The sequence below is a fragment of the Kitasatospora sp. NPDC088264 genome, assembly GCF_040685715.1.
In the GTDB taxonomy this organism is placed as follows: Bacteria; Actinomycetota; Actinomycetes; order Streptomycetales; family Streptomycetaceae; genus Kitasatospora.
In genome coordinates, this window is sequence record NZ_JBFBIR010000001.1 from 378,347 (window position 1) to 394,363 (window position 16,017).

20 protein-coding genes are annotated in these 16,017 nt (G+C 71.1%); 14 read left to right on the forward strand and 6 right to left on the reverse strand.

Features of this window, described 5'->3' with window-relative positions:
* The gene (locus AB0O82_RS01595) at positions 1 to 306 is read right to left on the reverse strand and encodes an urease subunit gamma (protein ID WP_063349823.1); all 306 of its coding nucleotides are present in this window, start codon (positions 304 to 306) and stop codon (positions 1 to 3) included.
* A gap of 90 nt (positions 307 to 396) precedes the next feature.
* Positions 397 to 1,368, reverse strand: coding sequence for an urea transporter (locus AB0O82_RS01600; protein ID WP_363579595.1), 972 nt, complete (start codon positions 1,366 to 1,368; stop codon positions 397 to 399).
* A gap of 699 nt (positions 1,369 to 2,067) precedes the next feature.
* Between AB0O82_RS01600 and AB0O82_RS01605 the strand changes: the two genes are divergently transcribed.
* Both AB0O82_RS01605 and AB0O82_RS01610 read left to right on the forward strand, forming a co-directional pair.
* Positions 2,068 to 3,816, forward strand: coding sequence for an MFS transporter (locus AB0O82_RS01605; RefSeq protein WP_363579596.1), 1,749 nt, complete (start codon positions 2,068 to 2,070; stop codon positions 3,814 to 3,816).
* Entirely contained in the window at positions 3,813 to 4,457 is a 645-nt protein-coding gene (locus AB0O82_RS01610; protein WP_363579597.1) for a MarR family transcriptional regulator, read from the forward strand. Before AB0O82_RS01605 ends, AB0O82_RS01610 begins: the two co-directional genes overlap by 4 nt.
* A 20-nt stretch (positions 4,458 to 4,477) precedes the next feature.
* Here AB0O82_RS01610 and AB0O82_RS01615 read toward each other — a convergent pair whose 3' ends face one another.
* A complete protein-coding gene (locus AB0O82_RS01615) occupies positions 4,478 to 5,239 on the reverse strand; it encodes an alpha/beta fold hydrolase (RefSeq protein ID WP_363579598.1) in 762 nt (253 codons plus the stop codon).
* A 105-nt stretch (positions 5,240 to 5,344) separates the two neighbouring features.
* Here AB0O82_RS01615 and AB0O82_RS01620 point away from each other — a divergent pair, with 105 nt between their 5' ends.
* The 3 genes from AB0O82_RS01620 (at position 5,345) to AB0O82_RS01630 (ending at position 8,328) form a co-directional block, all read left to right on the forward strand.
* Positions 5,345 to 5,878: a SigE family RNA polymerase sigma factor gene (locus tag AB0O82_RS01620; protein WP_363579599.1), complete on the forward strand. Its 534-nt coding sequence runs from the start codon at positions 5,345 to 5,347 to the stop codon at positions 5,876 to 5,878.
* The gene (locus AB0O82_RS01625; RefSeq protein WP_363579600.1) at positions 5,875 to 6,819 is read left to right on the forward strand and encodes a hypothetical protein; all 945 of its coding nucleotides are present in this window, start codon (positions 5,875 to 5,877) and stop codon (positions 6,817 to 6,819) included. Before AB0O82_RS01620 ends, AB0O82_RS01625 begins: the two co-directional genes overlap by 4 nt.
* Before the next feature lie 435 nt (positions 6,820 to 7,254).
* Complete coding sequence (locus AB0O82_RS01630) at positions 7,255 to 8,328, forward strand: serine hydrolase domain-containing protein (protein ID WP_363579674.1); 1,074 nt, start codon at positions 7,255 to 7,257, stop codon at positions 8,326 to 8,328.
* A 93-nt stretch (positions 8,329 to 8,421) separates the two neighbouring features.
* On the opposite strand, the gene AB0O82_RS01635 is transcribed toward AB0O82_RS01630, so the two are convergent.
* The 3 genes from AB0O82_RS01635 to AB0O82_RS01645 form a co-directional block, all read right to left on the reverse strand.
* A complete protein-coding gene (locus AB0O82_RS01635; RefSeq protein ID WP_363579601.1) occupies positions 8,422 to 9,159 on the reverse strand; it encodes an SDR family oxidoreductase in 738 nt (245 codons plus the stop codon).
* Positions 9,160 to 9,243: 84 nt separating this feature from the next.
* Entirely contained in the window at positions 9,244 to 9,675 is a 432-nt protein-coding gene (locus tag AB0O82_RS01640) for an Rrf2 family transcriptional regulator (protein WP_363579602.1), read from the reverse strand.
* A gap of 104 nt (positions 9,676 to 9,779) precedes the next feature.
* Entirely contained in the window at positions 9,780 to 10,283 is a 504-nt protein-coding gene (locus tag AB0O82_RS01645) for a hypothetical protein (protein ID WP_363579603.1), read from the reverse strand.
* A 322-nt stretch (positions 10,284 to 10,605) separates the two neighbouring features.
* Here AB0O82_RS01645 and AB0O82_RS01650 point away from each other — a divergent pair, with 322 nt between their 5' ends.
* The 9 genes from AB0O82_RS01650 (at position 10,606) to AB0O82_RS01690 (ending at position 15,965) form a co-directional block, all read left to right on the forward strand.
* Complete coding sequence (locus tag AB0O82_RS01650; protein ID WP_363579604.1) at positions 10,606 to 10,992, forward strand: nuclear transport factor 2 family protein; 387 nt, start codon at positions 10,606 to 10,608, stop codon at positions 10,990 to 10,992.
* An 81-nt stretch (positions 10,993 to 11,073) separates the two neighbouring features.
* Positions 11,074 to 11,511 (forward strand): GNAT family N-acetyltransferase, encoded by a 438-nt coding sequence (locus AB0O82_RS01655; RefSeq protein WP_363579605.1) that lies wholly within the window; start codon positions 11,074 to 11,076, stop codon positions 11,509 to 11,511.
* A 107-nt stretch (positions 11,512 to 11,618) separates the two neighbouring features.
* On the forward strand, positions 11,619 to 12,206 hold the full coding sequence (locus AB0O82_RS01660) for a helix-turn-helix domain-containing protein (protein ID WP_363579606.1): 588 nt from the start codon (positions 11,619 to 11,621) through the stop codon (positions 12,204 to 12,206).
* Between the two features lie 29 nt (positions 12,207 to 12,235).
* The gene (locus AB0O82_RS01665) at positions 12,236 to 13,384 is read left to right on the forward strand and encodes an epoxide hydrolase family protein (RefSeq protein WP_363579607.1); all 1,149 of its coding nucleotides are present in this window, start codon (positions 12,236 to 12,238) and stop codon (positions 13,382 to 13,384) included.
* Between the two features lie 311 nt (positions 13,385 to 13,695).
* A complete protein-coding gene (locus tag AB0O82_RS01670; RefSeq protein ID WP_363579608.1) occupies positions 13,696 to 13,938 on the forward strand; it encodes a hypothetical protein in 243 nt (80 codons plus the stop codon).
* Complete coding sequence (locus tag AB0O82_RS01675; protein ID WP_363579609.1) at positions 13,910 to 14,434, forward strand: DUF6879 family protein; 525 nt, start codon at positions 13,910 to 13,912, stop codon at positions 14,432 to 14,434. Before AB0O82_RS01670 ends, AB0O82_RS01675 begins: the two co-directional genes overlap by 29 nt.
* Positions 14,435 to 14,460: 26 nt before the next feature.
* Positions 14,461 to 15,309, forward strand: coding sequence for a helix-turn-helix transcriptional regulator (locus AB0O82_RS01680; protein WP_363579610.1), 849 nt, complete (start codon positions 14,461 to 14,463; stop codon positions 15,307 to 15,309).
* A gap of 97 nt (positions 15,310 to 15,406) precedes the next feature.
* Positions 15,407 to 15,616 (forward strand): hypothetical protein, encoded by a 210-nt coding sequence (locus AB0O82_RS01685; protein WP_363579611.1) that lies wholly within the window; start codon positions 15,407 to 15,409, stop codon positions 15,614 to 15,616.
* Between the two features lie 109 nt (positions 15,617 to 15,725).
* Complete coding sequence (locus tag AB0O82_RS01690; RefSeq protein ID WP_363579612.1) at positions 15,726 to 15,965, forward strand: DUF397 domain-containing protein; 240 nt, start codon at positions 15,726 to 15,728, stop codon at positions 15,963 to 15,965.
* The last annotated feature ends 52 nt before the right edge of the window (positions 15,966 to 16,017 follow it).

Below are 16,017 nucleotides of genomic sequence, written 5' to 3' on the forward strand. Positions count from 1 at the left end.
TCAGGCACCCACCGGGTCGTGGCAGGAGACCAGCTTGGTGCCGTCCAGGAACGCGGCCTCGACCTGGAGCAGCGGCAGCATCTCGCGGACGCCGGGCATGACGTCCTCGCCGCTGACGACCTGCTTGCCGATCTCCATGCACTCGGCGACGGTGCGCCCGTCCCGGGCGCCCTCCATGATCGCCTCGCTGATCAGCGCGCAGGCCTCGCTGTAGTTCAGTTTCACACCGCGGTCGCGGCGTTTGCGGGCCAGATCGGCCACAACGTAGATGTACAGCTTGTCCATCTCACGCGGGGCGAGATTCACGGGAATCACTCTTCCTTTCCGAGGGAACTCCGCAGGAACTCCGAATGAACACGCCTGTCACGAGCGGGAATTCGGACTACCGAAACCCGGTCAGACCCTGCGCAGCCGGGGAATGGCCGGCACCGCCGCCAGGAACAGCATGGTGGTCAGGACGAACGGCCAGGTGAAGGCGTGGCCGCCGAACGGCACGGTGGCGGCGGCCAGCGCCGGGGTCAGGACGGTGGCGGCGGCCGCGCCGAGGACGGCGTAGGCCGCGCTCCACCCGCCGGGGGCGACGAACACGCCGCACAGCGCCATCGCGACGAGCACCCCGCTGTACCCGAGCAGCCCCTGGCCGACGGCGTCGGCGGGCGCGCCGAGCGTCCAGGCGGTGAGCAGCCCGGTCGCACTGCCCGCGCAGGCCAGCAGGCCGGCCGGGCGGCTGGCCGCGAAGATGCCTGCCAGGAACAGCAGGCCGACGTACCACTGGGGCATGAAGAAGATCTGGCCGATGTTGGCGAAGAACCCGTGCCACAGCTGGTCCCAGGTCAGCCCGGTCGGGCCGGCGGCCGGCCCGGCCAGGGCGGTCGGGGCGCCGGTGCCGTGCCACAGGTGGCGGAAGCCGGGCGCCGCGGCCGTCGTCGCGGTGGCGACCAGGCAGAACGGCGCGGTGAGCGCGGGCAGTTTCCAGGTGTCGAGCACCGCGCCGAGGCCCGCGGTGACCACCACGGCGACGACGGCGCCGAGGACGGCCGCCGCGACGGTGGCGGGGTGGTCGGGGCCGAGGAACACCGCGCACCCCAGCGCCACGAGGCAGCCGTTGTAACCGTGCAGCCCGGCCTCGACGGCGTCGCGCGCCAACCGCAGGCCGTACGCGACGGCAGTGCCGACGGCGCTGCCGAGCAGGCCGTAGACGCCGTAGCGCCAGCCGGCCGCGAAGAGTGCGGCCACGAAGAACAGGCCGCAGACGGCGGACGGCATGAAGTCCACCTGCGCGACGCCGCGCAGGACTTCGACGGCTAACTTGAGGGATATCGGGCGGGCGGCCTCCGAGGCCCCCGGCTCACCCTTTTTCTGACCCATACTTCGCACCAATTCCCGGTACGTCTTTCCACGGCATGGCGAATAGTCCCGCAAGGCTGCTCGACTTTACTCGCGAGCACGCCCGGCGATTCCTCCGGAACCGTACTCCTGCGGAATGCCGGTCGGCGCGGACACGACCGGTTACACCCGTATGGCGAAGGGTGATCATCAGGCCTCTGAGCTGCAACAATATGTTGATTGCGCAGGTCAGCGACCCCCCTGCGGAGAGCCATTCTTTGCGAAGTTTTACTTGTGGCAGACGAAAATGAGAAGGTGGTCATGTCAAGGAATTCGACACGAAGCCGCCCCGGTCAGGCAATTCGGACATCCGGCGCCACGAAAGGGCGGCGCAGCACCGCGGGAATGTGGCGGAAATGTGTATGCGCCGCGTCGGAAAGCAGGGGCCGCCGGACGTGAGCCTGTGCGTACGAGCCGGCCGTCGGGCCCCGGCCGCGCGGGAGCGGGCCGCCGGCGGCCGGCCACCGACGGTCGGTGGCCGGCCGCCGGTGGCCGGTGGCGGCCCCCGGGATGCCTGCGGGGTATCGGCAGCAGGATGGTCGGACTATCGTTAGTTAGCGAAAGCTATCGAAGTACTCTCCGACTGGCGGCCCCCGGCCTGCCACTCACCTGGGGGCAGCGGTGGCGACGAAGATCCCGAACAACGGCAGAGGCAGGCGCGTCCGCACGGTCCGCGGGGCCGTGGCGGCGGACCATCCGCGGTACAAGTGGGTCGCACTCTCCAACACCACTCTCGGCACCCTGATCGCCACCATCAACGCCTCGATCGTCCTGATCTCCCTCCCCGCGATCTTCAACGGCATCGGCCTGGACCCGCTCCAACCCGGCAACGTCAGCTACCTGTTGTGGATGCTGATGGGCTACATGCTGGTCACCGCCGTCCTGGTGGTCACCCTCGGCAGGCTGGGCGACATCCACGGCCGGGTGCGGATCTACAACGCCGGCTTCCTGATCTTCACCCTCACCTCGGTGGCCCTCTCCCTCGACCCGCTGCACGGCGGGCCGGGCGCGCTGTGGCTGATCGGCTGGCGGGTGGTGCAGGCGATCGGCGGCTCGATGCTGATGGCCAACTCGGCCGCGATCATCACCGACGCGTTCCCCGCCCACCGGCGCGGCATGGCGCTGGGGGTGAACATCGTCGCGGGCATCGCCGGCTCCTTCATCGGCCTGGTGCTGGGCGGGCTGCTGGCCGAGTGGAACTGGCGGTCGATCTTCTGGGTCAACGTGCCGATCGGCATCCTCGGCACGGTCTGGGCCTACCGGTCGCTGCGCGAGACCGGCGTACGGCGGCCCGCCCGGATCGACTGGTGGGGCAACATCACCTTCGCCGTCGGCCTGACCGCCCTGCTCGCCGCGATCACCTACGGCATCCAGCCCTACGGCGGCCACACCATGGGCTGGACCAGCCCCTGGGTGCTGGGCGGGCTGTTCGGCGGTGTGGCGCTGCTGATCGCCTTCTGCCTGGTCGAGTCCAGGGTCGCCGAGCCGATGTTCCCGCTGGCGCTGTTCCGCGACCCGGTCTTCGCCGGCGGCAACGCGGCCACCCTGCTGGGCTCGATCGCCCGCGGCGGCCTCCAGTTCATGCTGATCATCTGGCTCCAGGGCATCTGGCTGCCGCTGCACGGCTACGACTACGCCGACACCCCGCTGTGGGCGGGCATCTACCTCGTCCCGCTGACCGTCGGCTTCCTGGCCGCCGGGCCGGTCTCGGGCTACCTCTCCGACCGGGCCGGGGCCCGGCTGTTCGCCTCCGGCGGGCTGGTGGTGATGGCCCTGTCCTTCGCCGGACTGCTGCTCCTGCCCACCGACTTCGGCTACCCGTGGTTCGCCGTCCTGGTGTTCCTCAACGGCCTGGGCGGCGGCCTGTTCGCGGCCCCCAACACCTCGCTGATCATGTCGAGCGTGCCGGCCGAGGCCCGCGGCGCCGCCTCCGGCATGAGGGCCACCTTCCAGAACGCCGGCATGGTGCTCTCGATCGGCGTCTTCTTCTCCCTGATGGTGGCCGGCCTGGCCGGCTCGCTGCCGCACACCCTCACCGCCGGGCTGACCTCGCAGGGCGTGCCCGCCGCCGACGCGCACACCATCGCCTCGCTGCCACCGGTCGGCACGCTCTTCGCCGCGTTCCTCGGCTACAACCCGATCCAGCAGCTGCTGGGCCCGCACGTGCTCGGCATGCTCCCGGCGGCCAACGCCCGGACGCTGACCGGCCGGGAGTTCTTCCCGCAACTGATCTCGGGCCCCTTCCACGACGGCCTGGTCGTGGTGTTCTGGCTGGCGATCGCCATGTCGCTGGTCGCCGCGGCGGCCTCGCTGGTGCGCGAGCGGACCGGGCCGCGGCGCCCCCGCCGCCCCCGGCCGGGCGCGGGCGAGGCCGCCGGACGGCCCGGCGCGAACCGGCCCGCACCGCACGGAAAGGCCCGCAGGCCATGACCGGGCGCGATGCCGCGACCGACGCCGACACCGTGACTGACACCGACGCCGTGACTGACGCCGACACCGTGACCGACCCCGATGCCGACACCGGGGCCGGGAGCCACAGCGGAGCCGGGGCCGGTCTCTCCGCCGAGGCCCTCGTCCGGCTGCGGCTGGCGATCGGCCGGCTCAACCGGCAGATGGCCCGCGCCTCCGGCGGCCAGGACCTCACCGTCGCCCAACTCTCCGCCCTGGCCCGGGTGGAGGTGCACGGCCCGCTGCGGCTCGGCGAACTCGCCGCGCGGGAGGGAGTGGCCGTGCCGTCCGTGCTCCGTACGATCGCCCCGCTGACCGCCGACGGCCTGATCGCCAAGACCCCCGACCCGCTGGACGGCCGCTCCCAGTTGCTCGAACTCACCCCGGCCGGCCTGGCAGCGATCACCCGGATCCGCCGGGAGCGCTCCGCTCTGCTGGCCCGCCGCAGCACGCGGCTCACCCCGCAGCAGTGCCGCCGACTGGAGGCGGCCGTACCGCTGTTGGAGCTGCTGCTGGACGATCCCGACGCGGCCTGCCCCGGCCAAGCCTGTCCCGCTCCGTCCTCCCCCGACCCGGCCTGCCCAGACCCGCCCCGGCCCGGCCGGCGCGGCTCCGCCGGCTGAGGCAGCGCTGCTCGGGGCTCCTACGCCGTCTCGCGGAGGAATCCGGTGAGCAACTCGAAGGTCTCCTCGGGCCGCTCCAGGCCGGGGAAGTGGCCGGCCCAGGGCAGTTCGAGCCGGCGGGCACCGGGGATCCGGGTCGCCAAGGAGTCGGCGATCTGCCGGAAGTCGTCCAGGTCGTGGCCGCCGGTCACGACCAGGCAGGGCGCCGTGATCCGGGAGAGGTCCGCTTCGTCGTCGGTGGGGCCGACCTCGGCGTCCGCCTGCACCTCGAAGGCACGCCGCTGCATCCGGCGGACGAGTTCGCGGGCCTCGTCGCCCGCCTCCGGGCCCAGCCAGCTCTCGACGTTGAGCTCGACGGCGCCCTCCACGTCCCCGGTCGCGAGGAGTTCCCGCTCCCGCGCGGCGAAGGCCATCAGGGCGTCACCGGCGACGTGCCCGGACGCCCCGGAGCAGAGCAGGGCCAGCGCGGTGACGGCCCCGGGGCGCAGCGCCGCCACGTCCATGGCGACCTTCCCCCCGTACGAGGCGCCGATCAGCGCGGTGCTCTCGACGCCCAGGTGGTCGAGGAGCGCCAGCACGTCCTGCGCGTCGCTGTACGGGGCGTCGGCCGGCGGCGTGTCGCCGAAGGCCCGGAAGTCGCCCCGGATCACCCGGTAGCCCGCGTCGACCAGCCCCTGCCACTGCGGGTCCCACATCCTCCGGTCGCACACGGACGAGTGCAGCAGCACCACGGTGGGGCGGTTGCCCGGCAGGTCATGAGATACGTCATGGGAGAGGATCATCCGCGGATCGTATCGACGCCCCCGGGGGACGCCAACCGGTTTGGTGATCGGCGGGAGTAAGCGCTTTGGGCCGCTTCCGGGCTCTAGGTGGGTGAGGAGGTGCTCATGGGAGGCACGAAGACCGACCGGGACGAGGAGTTCCAGGCGTTCATCGTCGGGGCCTGGCCACGGCTGCTGCGGACGGCGTACCTGTTGGCCGGGGAGCAGTACGCGGCCGAGGACCTGGTGCAGTCCGCGGCGGAGAAGGCCTGCGCGGCCTGGGCGAAGGTGCGACGGGCCGGCGATCCGCACAGCTACGTGCGGCGGATCCTGGTGAACGAACACGCCCGCCGCTGGCGCCGCCGCGCGCCGGAGCTGCTGGTGTACGCGGTACCGGACGAGGCCGGGGCGGAGGACTGCTACGCCCGCTCCGACCAGCGCGGCGCGCTGATGACGGCGCTGGCCGCCCTGCCGGCCCGCCAGCGCGAGGCCGTGGTGCTGCGGTACTGGGAGGACCTGAGCGACAGTCAGGCCGCCGAGGCGATGGGCTGCTCGGCCGGAGCCGTGCGCAGCCACGCGGCCAAGGGGATCGCGAGACTGCGGGGGGCCGCAGCGCTGAAGGAAATCAAGGGCATGACGAGCATCGGAGGTGCGGTATGAGCGCGGGTGGCAACGGCGGGACGGTCGGCATGGGCGCGGCGGGCGACGACGGCGACGTGTGGGTCGGGCTCGGCCTGGCGGAGGTGGCGGCCGGGGCCAAGGTCGGCCCGGCGCCGATGGCGGACATCATGGCGGGCGGCCGCCGGATCCGGCGCCGTCGCCGGTCGGTGGTCGGCGCGCTCGCGCTGGCCTCCGTGGTGGTGCTGGGCGGCGGGACGATGGCGGGTCTGCACAGTTCCCCCGCGAGCAGCGGCACCCAGTCGCTCGTCCCGGCCAACGGCGGTCCCGGCGGCGGCACCGGGGGCGGTCCGGCCGCCCAGCCGTCCGGCACGGCGACGGCCGAGCGGGATCCGTTCACCCCGGTCCGGGTGACGCTGGCCCAGGGCAGCACCCCCGACGGCAAGACGTGGAAGCTCTGGACGGCGCTCTGGCCGGTCGCCCCGAAGGAGCGGGCGTACGAGCAGGCGGTGGCCGTCTGGGAGGAGCGCCACGCCGTCGACTCCTCACTCGACAAGCCGACGGAGGCGTTCATCCAGCAGTACTGGCAGCCCACCGAGGACGTCGTGAACGACTACGTCACCCTGGACGACGTGCGCCAGCCGTACGACAACGCGGGCAGCTACCCGGCGCCGGGCCACGTCGACCCGCGGATGGCCGACACGTTCAGCGGCGGCCTGATGGGCGCCCGGGACAAGGCCGGCACGCCCGGTCCGCTCCCGATCAAGCTCGCCGTGATGGCCCTCGGCCCGGACGTCGGCAAGGTCCTGGTGACCTGGTCGGACGGCTCGGTCATGGAGCCGTGGCTGAAGGCCGTCGGGGACTCGCCGTACCAGCGGCTGGTGGTCCCCGAGCAGCCGGGCAAGAAGGTGACGTCGTGGCAGTTCTTCGACAAGAACGGCGCCAAGCTGCCGGACGCCGGCGAGAAGATGCTGACCGAGTAGCGGTCGGCGCGACCGGCTGAACACGACCGGCCGATCACGACCGGGCCGATCACGACCGGGCCGATCACGACCGCCCGACCAGGCCCGCGGGGCCGGCCCGCACCCCCGTCGGGCCGGCCCCGCGTCGGCGTGCGGGCGGTCGGCGTGCGGGACGGTCGGCGCGGTCGGTGCGCATCGCGGAAACGTGGGAGAAAGTGCTCCCCCGGTCGGGGGAGGTCATCGACGAGCCGCCCGAGCAGACTGGCGATCACACCCGGGGAGGACCTCCCGGCCTCCCCTTGATTGCACCGGAGTTGACTCGTGCGTGAGCAGATGTGGCAGCCGCTTTCCTCCCGGCCTTCTTCCCGGCGTTCGTCCCGGCTCTCCTCCCGGCGCCCGCAGGCCGGTCGGCGCGGGGTCGTCGTGGCGGCGGCGGCCGCGGTGGCCGTCGGCCTCATGACCGCGGGCACCGCCCTGGCACCGTCCACGGCAGCCGCCGCCCCCCGCCCGGACGCCGTCCAGCAGGGGCTGAACGCGCTGGTCCGTGACGACGGCCTGCCCGCCGCGCTGGCCGGCGTCCAGGGCCGTGACGGCCGCACCCGCACCTACACCGCGGGGGTCGGCGACGTCACCACCCGCGCGAAGGTGCCGGTCGACGGCCAGGTGCGGATCGGCAGCAACACCAAGACGTTCACCGCGGTGGTCGTGCTGCAGCTGGTCGGCGAGGGGAAGATCGGGCTCGACGAGCCCGTCGAGTCCTACCTCCCCGGCCTGGTCCGCGGCGACGGCATCGACGGGCGCCACATCACGGTCCGCCAGCTCCTCCAGCACACCAGCGGGCTCCCGGACTACGAGGGCTACATCGACGAACCCTCCATCCAGCACCGGTACTTCGAGCCGCGCGACCTGCTGGACATCGCCTTCCAGCACAAGGCCGACTTCGCCCCGGGGGCGAGCTTCAAGTACAGCAGCACCAACTACGTGCTCGCCGGCCTGGTCGTCCAGAAGGTCACCGGCCGCCCCATCGCCGAACAGATTGACCAGCGCATCATCAAGCCCCTCGGCCTGCGGCACACCTACTACCCCGCCCAGGGCGACCGGACCATCCGCGAGGCCCACCCCCAGGGCTACCTCAAGGACGCGACCGACGGGCACCTGATCGACTTCACCGAGCTGGACCCCTCCGCGGGCGGGGCGGCGGGCCAGATGATCTCCACCAACTCCGACGTCAACCAGTTCTTCACCGCCCTCCTCGGCGGCCGCCTCCTGCAACCGGCCCAGCTCGCCCAGATGCGCACCACCGTCCCCATCGGCGACAGCGGCGCCGCCTACGGCCTGGGGCTCATCAGCCGACCGCTGTCCTGCGGCGGCGTCTACTGGGGCCACGGCGGCGACATCCCCGGCTACGAGACCCGGGGCGGGGCGACGGACGACGGCCGCGCCGTCAACATCGCGGTGACCACCGTCCCGCCGGACGCCGCCGGCTCGGAGCACGTCGAGAACGTCGTGGACACGGCCCTGTGCCGCTGACCGAAGTCCGGTGAGGGAGTGGGAAGTCGGCTGGGCCGACTTCCCACTCCGCCTTTCCACCCCGCTCAGGTTCCGTGCCGAGACGGAACAACCCTAGAGCTGCGTGAGGCCGCCGTCGACGAGCAGTTCCGCGCCGGTGGTGAAGGAGCTCTGGTCCCCGGCCAGGTAGAGGGCGGTGGCGGCGACCTCCTCGGGTCGGCCGACGCGACCGAGCGGGGTCGTGGCGACGGCCTGATCGACCTGGGGGGACGCGGCCCGCAGCTCGTCGGCGCCGGGGGTCGTGACCGGGCCCGGGGTGAGGGCGTTGACCCGGATGCCGCGACCGGCGAGTTCGGTGGCCCAGGTGCGGGCGAGGCTGCGGATCGCGGCCTTGGTCGCGGCGTAGACGCCCAGACCCGGGACGCCGCGCAGGGCCGCACTGGACGAGAGCAGGATCACCGAGGCGCCGGCCGACAGCAGCGGGAGCGCCTTCTGCACGGTGAACACCGTGCCCTTGAGGTTCACGGAGGTGGTGTGGTCGTACTCCTCCTCGGTGATCTCGCCGAGCGGGCCGAAGTCCCCGAGGCCCGCGTTGGCCACGACGATGTCGAGCCGGCCGCTGCGTTCGGTGATCTCGGCGAAGAGCCGGTCGAGGTCGTCGAGCTTCGACACGTCGCCCCGGACGCCGATGCCCCGGCTGCCGACCTGCTCGACGGCGGCCGCCAGCTCGGCTTCACGGCGGCCGGTGAGGTAGACGGTCGCCCCCTCGGCGGCGAAGCGGCGGGCGATGGCCAGGCCGATGCCGGTGGAGGCGCCGGTGACGAGGGCGGTCTTGTTGTCCAGCTGTCCCATGAGATTCTCCGAATCTTGACGTAACTATTCTTGTTACATTTTTGGGCGCAAAAACCGGCGCAGGAAGCACTGCCACGGCCGAGGCTAGGCGGCCTTCAGCACATCGCGCAGCACATCCTCCAGCGTGGTTCCCGACAGCTCCCGGCGGAGGGTGGCCTCGATCCCGTCGTAGACGGCGGCCATCACCGGAGCGATGCCGTGGCCCACGACGCACTCGGGGTCGGGCGTGGCGGGGTGCAGGGCGAAGATCGGCCCTGGCTCCACCGCCTCGTAGACGTCGAGCAGGGTGATCGCCGACAGGTCCCGCGACAGCGTCCAGCCGGCCCCGGCACCCCTTCGCGAGTCGACCAGGCCCGCCTTGCGCAGCTGGGCCAGCAGGCGGCGGATCACCACGGGGTTGGTGTTGACGCTCGTCGCGATCTGCTCGGAGGTCGCGACCTCGTGACCACGGCGCTGGTACAGCCCGATCCAGGTCAGGGCGTGCGCGGCGACGGTCAACCTACTGTTCGCGCTCATGCCGCCCATCACCCCTCTCCATGTCGTAACTGTAATAGTTACATCGACTGGCGGCAAGCGCGGCACGGCCACATCGGCGGGGCCGACTTCCCACTCCTCACCGCCTAAAGAGCGGTGGGCCGCCTGCGTGCCCGGGTGAGCCGGCGGTACGCGAGATGGACCGCGAGGCCCAGCAGGGTCATGACGACAGACGCCACCAGTGCGACCACATCGAGCGCGTTCCGGCCCAGTGAGTTCCAGAAACCGATGCTCGAAGCAAGGGCGGCGACGTCCGTGTGCCAGGGGTCGTACACCACCGCCACGGTGTCGCGGGCCTTGACGGTGTCGGTCACGTAGGCGAGTCGGGTCTCGACGGACGCCCCCTCGGAGGTCGTGAACCGCACCCGGCAGTTGGCGTTGCCCGCCGGGTTGTCCTGCGGCGCGCTCACCTCAGTGCACTCGGTGACGACCGCCGGCATGTGGACGCCGCGACTGCGGAGAGCCGACGTCACCCCCATGTCGTGCGGTATCAGGTAGACCAGGCTGAGGACGAACAGCAGGACCCCCAGGCCGATCATGGCGAGCGAACCGTTCCGCACGGTCCGGCCGTGGTCCGGCGCGTTCTCCATCGGTCCCCCCGGGTGTCGGCCCAACTGCCCACGTGAGCTCACGCTACCCGCACCCACCGACACCGGCGGTGCGCCGGAACACTGGCCGCCGGCAGCAGGGCGCTCGAAGCCGCGCGACCTCTCCGAGGCTCAACAGCACCGCTTCATCGACCTCATCGACGTGCTTGCACTCCACTGTCGGCTCTCCCACGACGGGAGGGTCAAGACGGGCACGGGCACCGGGCTCGTCAGGAGCCTTCCAGGATAAGGGGATCCGGTCACCCCGGTGGCAGTTCCGTCAAACAGCGCACACCCGCTGTGAGCGGACTGGTACGTTCCGCGCATGGACTTCAACGCCGTTGCCAACTCGTTCGTGCCGCACTACTACAACACCTTCGACTCCGGCATCTCGGGTCGCCCGAACCTCAACAGCCTCTACCGACCCGAGTCGATGCTCACCTGGGAGAACGCCCAGGTCCAGGGACAGCAGAACATCCTCGCGAAGCTGACGACGCCCCAACTGGCCACCGTCAAGCACAAGGTGAACACCACCGACGCACAGCCCGCCCCGGGCAACGGCGTACTGGTCACCGTCACGGGCAACCTCCTCATCGACAACGCCTTCGACAAGCCCCTGCAGTTCGCCGAGACGTTCAACCTGCAGCCGATCCCCGGCCAGCCCGGCGGCTTCTTCGTCCACAACCAGATCTTCCGCCTCATCTTCGCCTGAGCCGTCCAGGCCCGGGGCCTCCCGTCGGCTTCCCGCGCGGCGCGCGGAAGCCCCGGACCGACGCCACGACTTGGAGGAAGGGTGCACCTGCGCGAGCTCCGGCCGGGCGACGCCCACGCCGTCCGCCGCATCTACAGCGGCAGGTCGGTCGCCGACCCGTGGTTCGGCCAGATGACCGCCGCCCAGGCCCACGACTACATACGCGAAGCCCAGGAGGCCGACGCCCGCCGGCCGCGCACCGCACGCGTCCTCGGCATCGACGTCCACGACGACCTGCTCGGCATCGTCCGGCTCCGCATCACCGGCCACACGGGCAGTCTCAGCTACATCCTGCGCGAGGACGCCTGGGGTCACGGCTACGCCACCACAGCGGTGCGCCGGTTCCTCGCCCACCACCGCACCCCACGGGTCACCGCCGAGCACCGCGTGGGCAACCCCGCTTCGGGAAGGGTCCTGGTGAAGACCGGCTTCGCCGTGACCACCGCGACCGACGAGATCGTCCGCTACGAACTGGGCTAGCGGCTGCCCCGCCACCTCCGACTCCCCGGGGCCCGCGCCGGGCGTGACGCGGACCTTTGCCGTGTGTTTATATTGAACAATGGTTCAACCAAACACCGGACACCCCCATGCCCCGCACGCCTGAGGCCTCGGCGGCCGTCCGCGAAGCGACCCGCGCCAAGATCCGGCGCGCCGCCGTCCTGCTCATGGCCGAACAGGGCTACCGCGCCACCACCCTGCGCCAGGTCGCCACCCGGGCCGGCGTCGCCGACGGACTGCCCTCCCGCTACTTCGGCAGCAAGGACGGCCTGCTGATCGACATCGCCGACGGCTGGCGCGAACGGACCCGCGCGGCGCTCGCCGCCCAGCCGGCCGACAGCCCTGCCGCCACCCTGCAACTCCTGGTCCGCTCCGCCCTGCTCGGCCTGGACTCCGCCCCCGAGGAGGTCGAGGAGAGCCGGGCCGTCTCCGCCCTGCTCGCCGACCCCGAAGCCCGCGCCGTCCTGGTCGCCGCAGGCGCCGACCTCGCCTCCGCCGACCTCCTACAGGCCTTGGACGAAGCCCTGGCGGCCTGCCGCGTCCCCGACCCCGCCGCCGCCCGCCTGCTCCTCCTCGCCGGCATCCGCGGCGGCCTCACCCTCGCCGCCGAGGACCCGACCTTCCCGCTGCGCGACCTGGAAGCGGCCCTGCTCGCCCACATCCTGCCGACGACCTGACCCCACCCCATGCTTCGAAAGGCCCCGCCATGACCGCCGAAACCGACATCCGCCCCTACCGCATCGCCATCGAACAGCACCAGCTCGACGACCTGCGCGACCGCCTCGCCCGCACCCGCTGGCCCGACTCGTTGCCCGGCGCCGACTGGGACTACGGCGTCCCGCTCCACTACCTCCAGGACCTGGCCGAGTACTGGCGGACCGGCTACGACTGGCGCGCACACGAAGCCAGGCTCAACACCTTCCCGCAGTACACCACCACCCTCGACGGCGCCAACGTGCACTTCCTGCACGTCCGTTCACCCGAACCCGACGCCACCCCGCTGATCATCACGCACGGCTGGCCCGGCTCGGTGGCCGAATTCCTGGACATCCTGGGCCCGCTCACCGACCCCCGCGCCCACGGCGGCGACCCGCGCGACGCCTTCCACGTGGTCGCGCCCTCCATCCCGGGCTACGGCTTCTCCGGACCGACCAGCCAACTCGACTGGGACTACCGGCGCGTGGCACGTGCCTGGGCCGAACTGATGGACCGCCTCGGCTACCCGCGCTACGGCGCCCAGGGCGGCGACTGGGGCTCCGGCATCTCCCGCGAACTCGGCCTCGCCGCCCCCACCCGGGTCATCGGCGTGCACGTCAACACCTCCCCCACCTTCCCCACCGGCGACCCGTCCACCCTCGACGCCCTCGACCGCGAACGGCTCGACACCTGGGCCCGCCATCAGGCCGAAACCTCCGGCTACACCGCCGTCCAGGCGACCCGCCCGCACACCGTCGGCTACGCGCTCACCGACTCACCGGTCGGCCAACTCGCCTGGATCGTCGAGAAGTTCCGCGAATGGACGGACTGCGACGGCGGCGTTCCCGAAGGTGCCGTGCCCCGAGACCACCTCCTCACCAACGTGATGCTGTACTGGCTGACCGCCACCGCCGGCTCCTCCGCGCGGCTGTACAAGGAGTCGGCCCGCAACGGCTGGACCGAGGCCACCCCCTCCACCGTCCCCACCGGCATGGCCGTCTTCCCCCACGACATCACCCTGCCGGTCCGCGCCTTCGCCGAACGCATCGACAACATCGTGCACTGGACGGAGTTCGACCACGGCGGCCACTTCGCCGCCCTGGAACAGCCCGACCTGCTGGTGGCCGACATCCGGACCTTCTTCCGCGCCCTGGCGTGACGCCGGCCGTGACTGGTCGGATGTTCTCAGCTCATCAACTCGCCAGCTCAGGCCCGAAGTAGTCACGCAGTCGAGCGATCTTCCCGTCGCGGATGCGGAAGATCTGCTGCGGCGTTCGGGACACGGCGGCCTCCCTGGGCTCAGGCTCGGAAGGCCGCACAATCCCAGCGCCGCCCCGGCTCCATGCCGGTCACAATGAGTGCCCGGATCACCCGAGTGCGCAGATCAACCGCTTGTAACCTCTTGACTACAGCCTGGCTGCGGGTGGATGGTCTTGCACATCCATGCAACCGCGAGGCACGGAGGGAACGATGGCACTAACCTTCATCGCCAAGGACCCGAACACGGATGGGGCCAACTGCCCGACGGTGTGGGTCGACAAGGACGCGGGGGAATTCGTCATTCAGGGCTGGAAGGTCGACCAGGCAACCGAAGAGGAGTGCTTGGCCGCAGGGCCGATCCCCGACAGTGAGACCGTGCTGCGGCTGCCCGTCCGCATGGCTGCCGCTCTCAGGGAGGCTATTGATGTCGCCGAAGGCGCCCACGTTCGTTGAGCTTCTGGACACCGCCCAGCGCTCGGCGGTTCACCTTGAGATGCGGGACTCGTACGACGACCCGGACGAGGCCCCGCGCGTCGCCGCATGGCGGGCGGGGCATCGCCACAACCTGGCCGACCGCGCCTCCTGGTGGCGCCCTTGGCTCGATCTCGTATCGGGCGCGGTGGCGCGGGGTGTCGAGATCCGCCGCGCGCGAATCGTCTCCGAGCCGGTCAGCGAGTACACGCAGTACCTCCACGAAGGTACGTTCGCCAATGTGTCCGCGGGCGAGCAGATCCGGTGGCTGCCGCGTCGCCGGGCATCTGACCTCGCCCTTCCCGGTAACGACTTCTGGGTGTTCGACGACACGGTTGTGAGGTTCGGCCACTTCTCGGGGGCGGGTGCCTATCTGGGCGACGAGGTGACGGAGGATCCTGCCGTGGCGAAGCTCTGCGCCTCGGCGTTCGAAGCGGTCTGGTCGCGGGCCGTTCCTCACGAGAACTATCGGATCTGACCTACGAAGCACCGGACTGCCAGCTCATGCCCACATCTCCGTCATCCAGCGTCCAATCAGCACGCAAAGCGCTCGCCGCCCGCCTGCGAGACCTCTGCAAGGACGCTGGACTCAACGGGCGTGAGCTGGCTCGCCAAGCCGGCTGGCATCCCTCGAAATCGTCTCGGATCATCAACGCGGTAACTCCGCCGTCCGATGAGGACATTCGGATCTGGTGTCGGCTGTGCAGAGCCGACGATCAGACCGCCGATCTCATCGCCGCATCACGCTCAGCGGATGAGATGTACGTGGAGTGGAAGCGCCTCCAGCGTACCGGGCTCAGGAGGTTGCAGGATTCCTATGTGCCCCTGTTCGAGCGCACCCGCGTGTTCCGGGTCTACTGTTCGACAGTGGTTCCCGGGCTGTTTCAGAACCACGGTTACGCAACGGCGTTGCTCTCTTCCATCACCCGCTTTCGCGGCACGCCCGATGACGTGGCAGACGCCGTTTCCGCCCGGCTCGCACGGTCGCACATCCTGCGGGAGGGCGACCACCGGTTCGCCGTGGTGGTGGAGGAGTCCGTCCTGCGATACCGGGTCGGCGACGCGGACGCGATGTCTGGGCAACTCGGTTACCTGCTGGCGATCATGTCCCTGCCCGCCGTGTCGCTCGGGGTCATCCCCCTCAACGCCGACCGGGACATCTGGCCACTGGAGACGTTCAGCGTCTACGACAGCGAACAGGCGCAGGTCGAAACCCTCACCGCTGCCGTGACCATGACCGCGCCGGGCGAGATCGCCCAGTACCTCGCCGCGTTTCAGAAGCTGTCCGACATAGCGGTGTACGGCACCCCGGCCCGCGCGCTGATCACGGCGGCGATTGATGCACTCGGGTGATGGGCGTGCAATCTTGTAGAACCTCGTAGAGACCAACCGCCTACCCTCCGTAGCGTCTTCCTCGTCAACGAAGCGCCCCAGGAAGGGAGCCGGCCAGATGTCTCTGCGTGAGATCGCCCAGCGTGAACCCGAGCCGGCCGCACCGGACTCCGGACTGTGCCCCACCTGTTGCTGGCACGACGCCATGGCGCGGGAGGCGTTCAAGGACCCGGAGGGCTTGGACCGTTCGAAGCTCACGGACGTGACGGTCCTCCGGCGGAAGCATCGCGAGGTCGGGGAGTGCCTGAACCCGGACACCGCCGCGTGAGGCAAAACCAACAGACTCCCGCATCCGGCCATTTGGGGAATCCGACCGCGTGCGGGTGCACCACCGCGTGGGAACGGATTCCCCTTTCACCGAACAGGAAGGCAGTGCAGTGAGCGACCTGTACGAGATCGAGATCCCGGCCGGACTCGCCGCCTACAAGGCGCGTGGCGGGAACCAGGGTGGGGGTGACGACGGGGAGTCGTGCGTGACCCTGCAGGAGGTGCCGGGGGTGGCCGGCGGTTTGTGGGTGATGGGCGACACCAAGGCGCCGGGGCGGGAACTGCGCTTCACCACCGTGGAGTTGAGCTCCGCCGGCATCGACCCGGACCGCTTCACCGCCTCCGCCTGACGCACCACCTCGCACCAGCGGGCCCCGCTCCCAACGCAACTGGGAGCGGGGC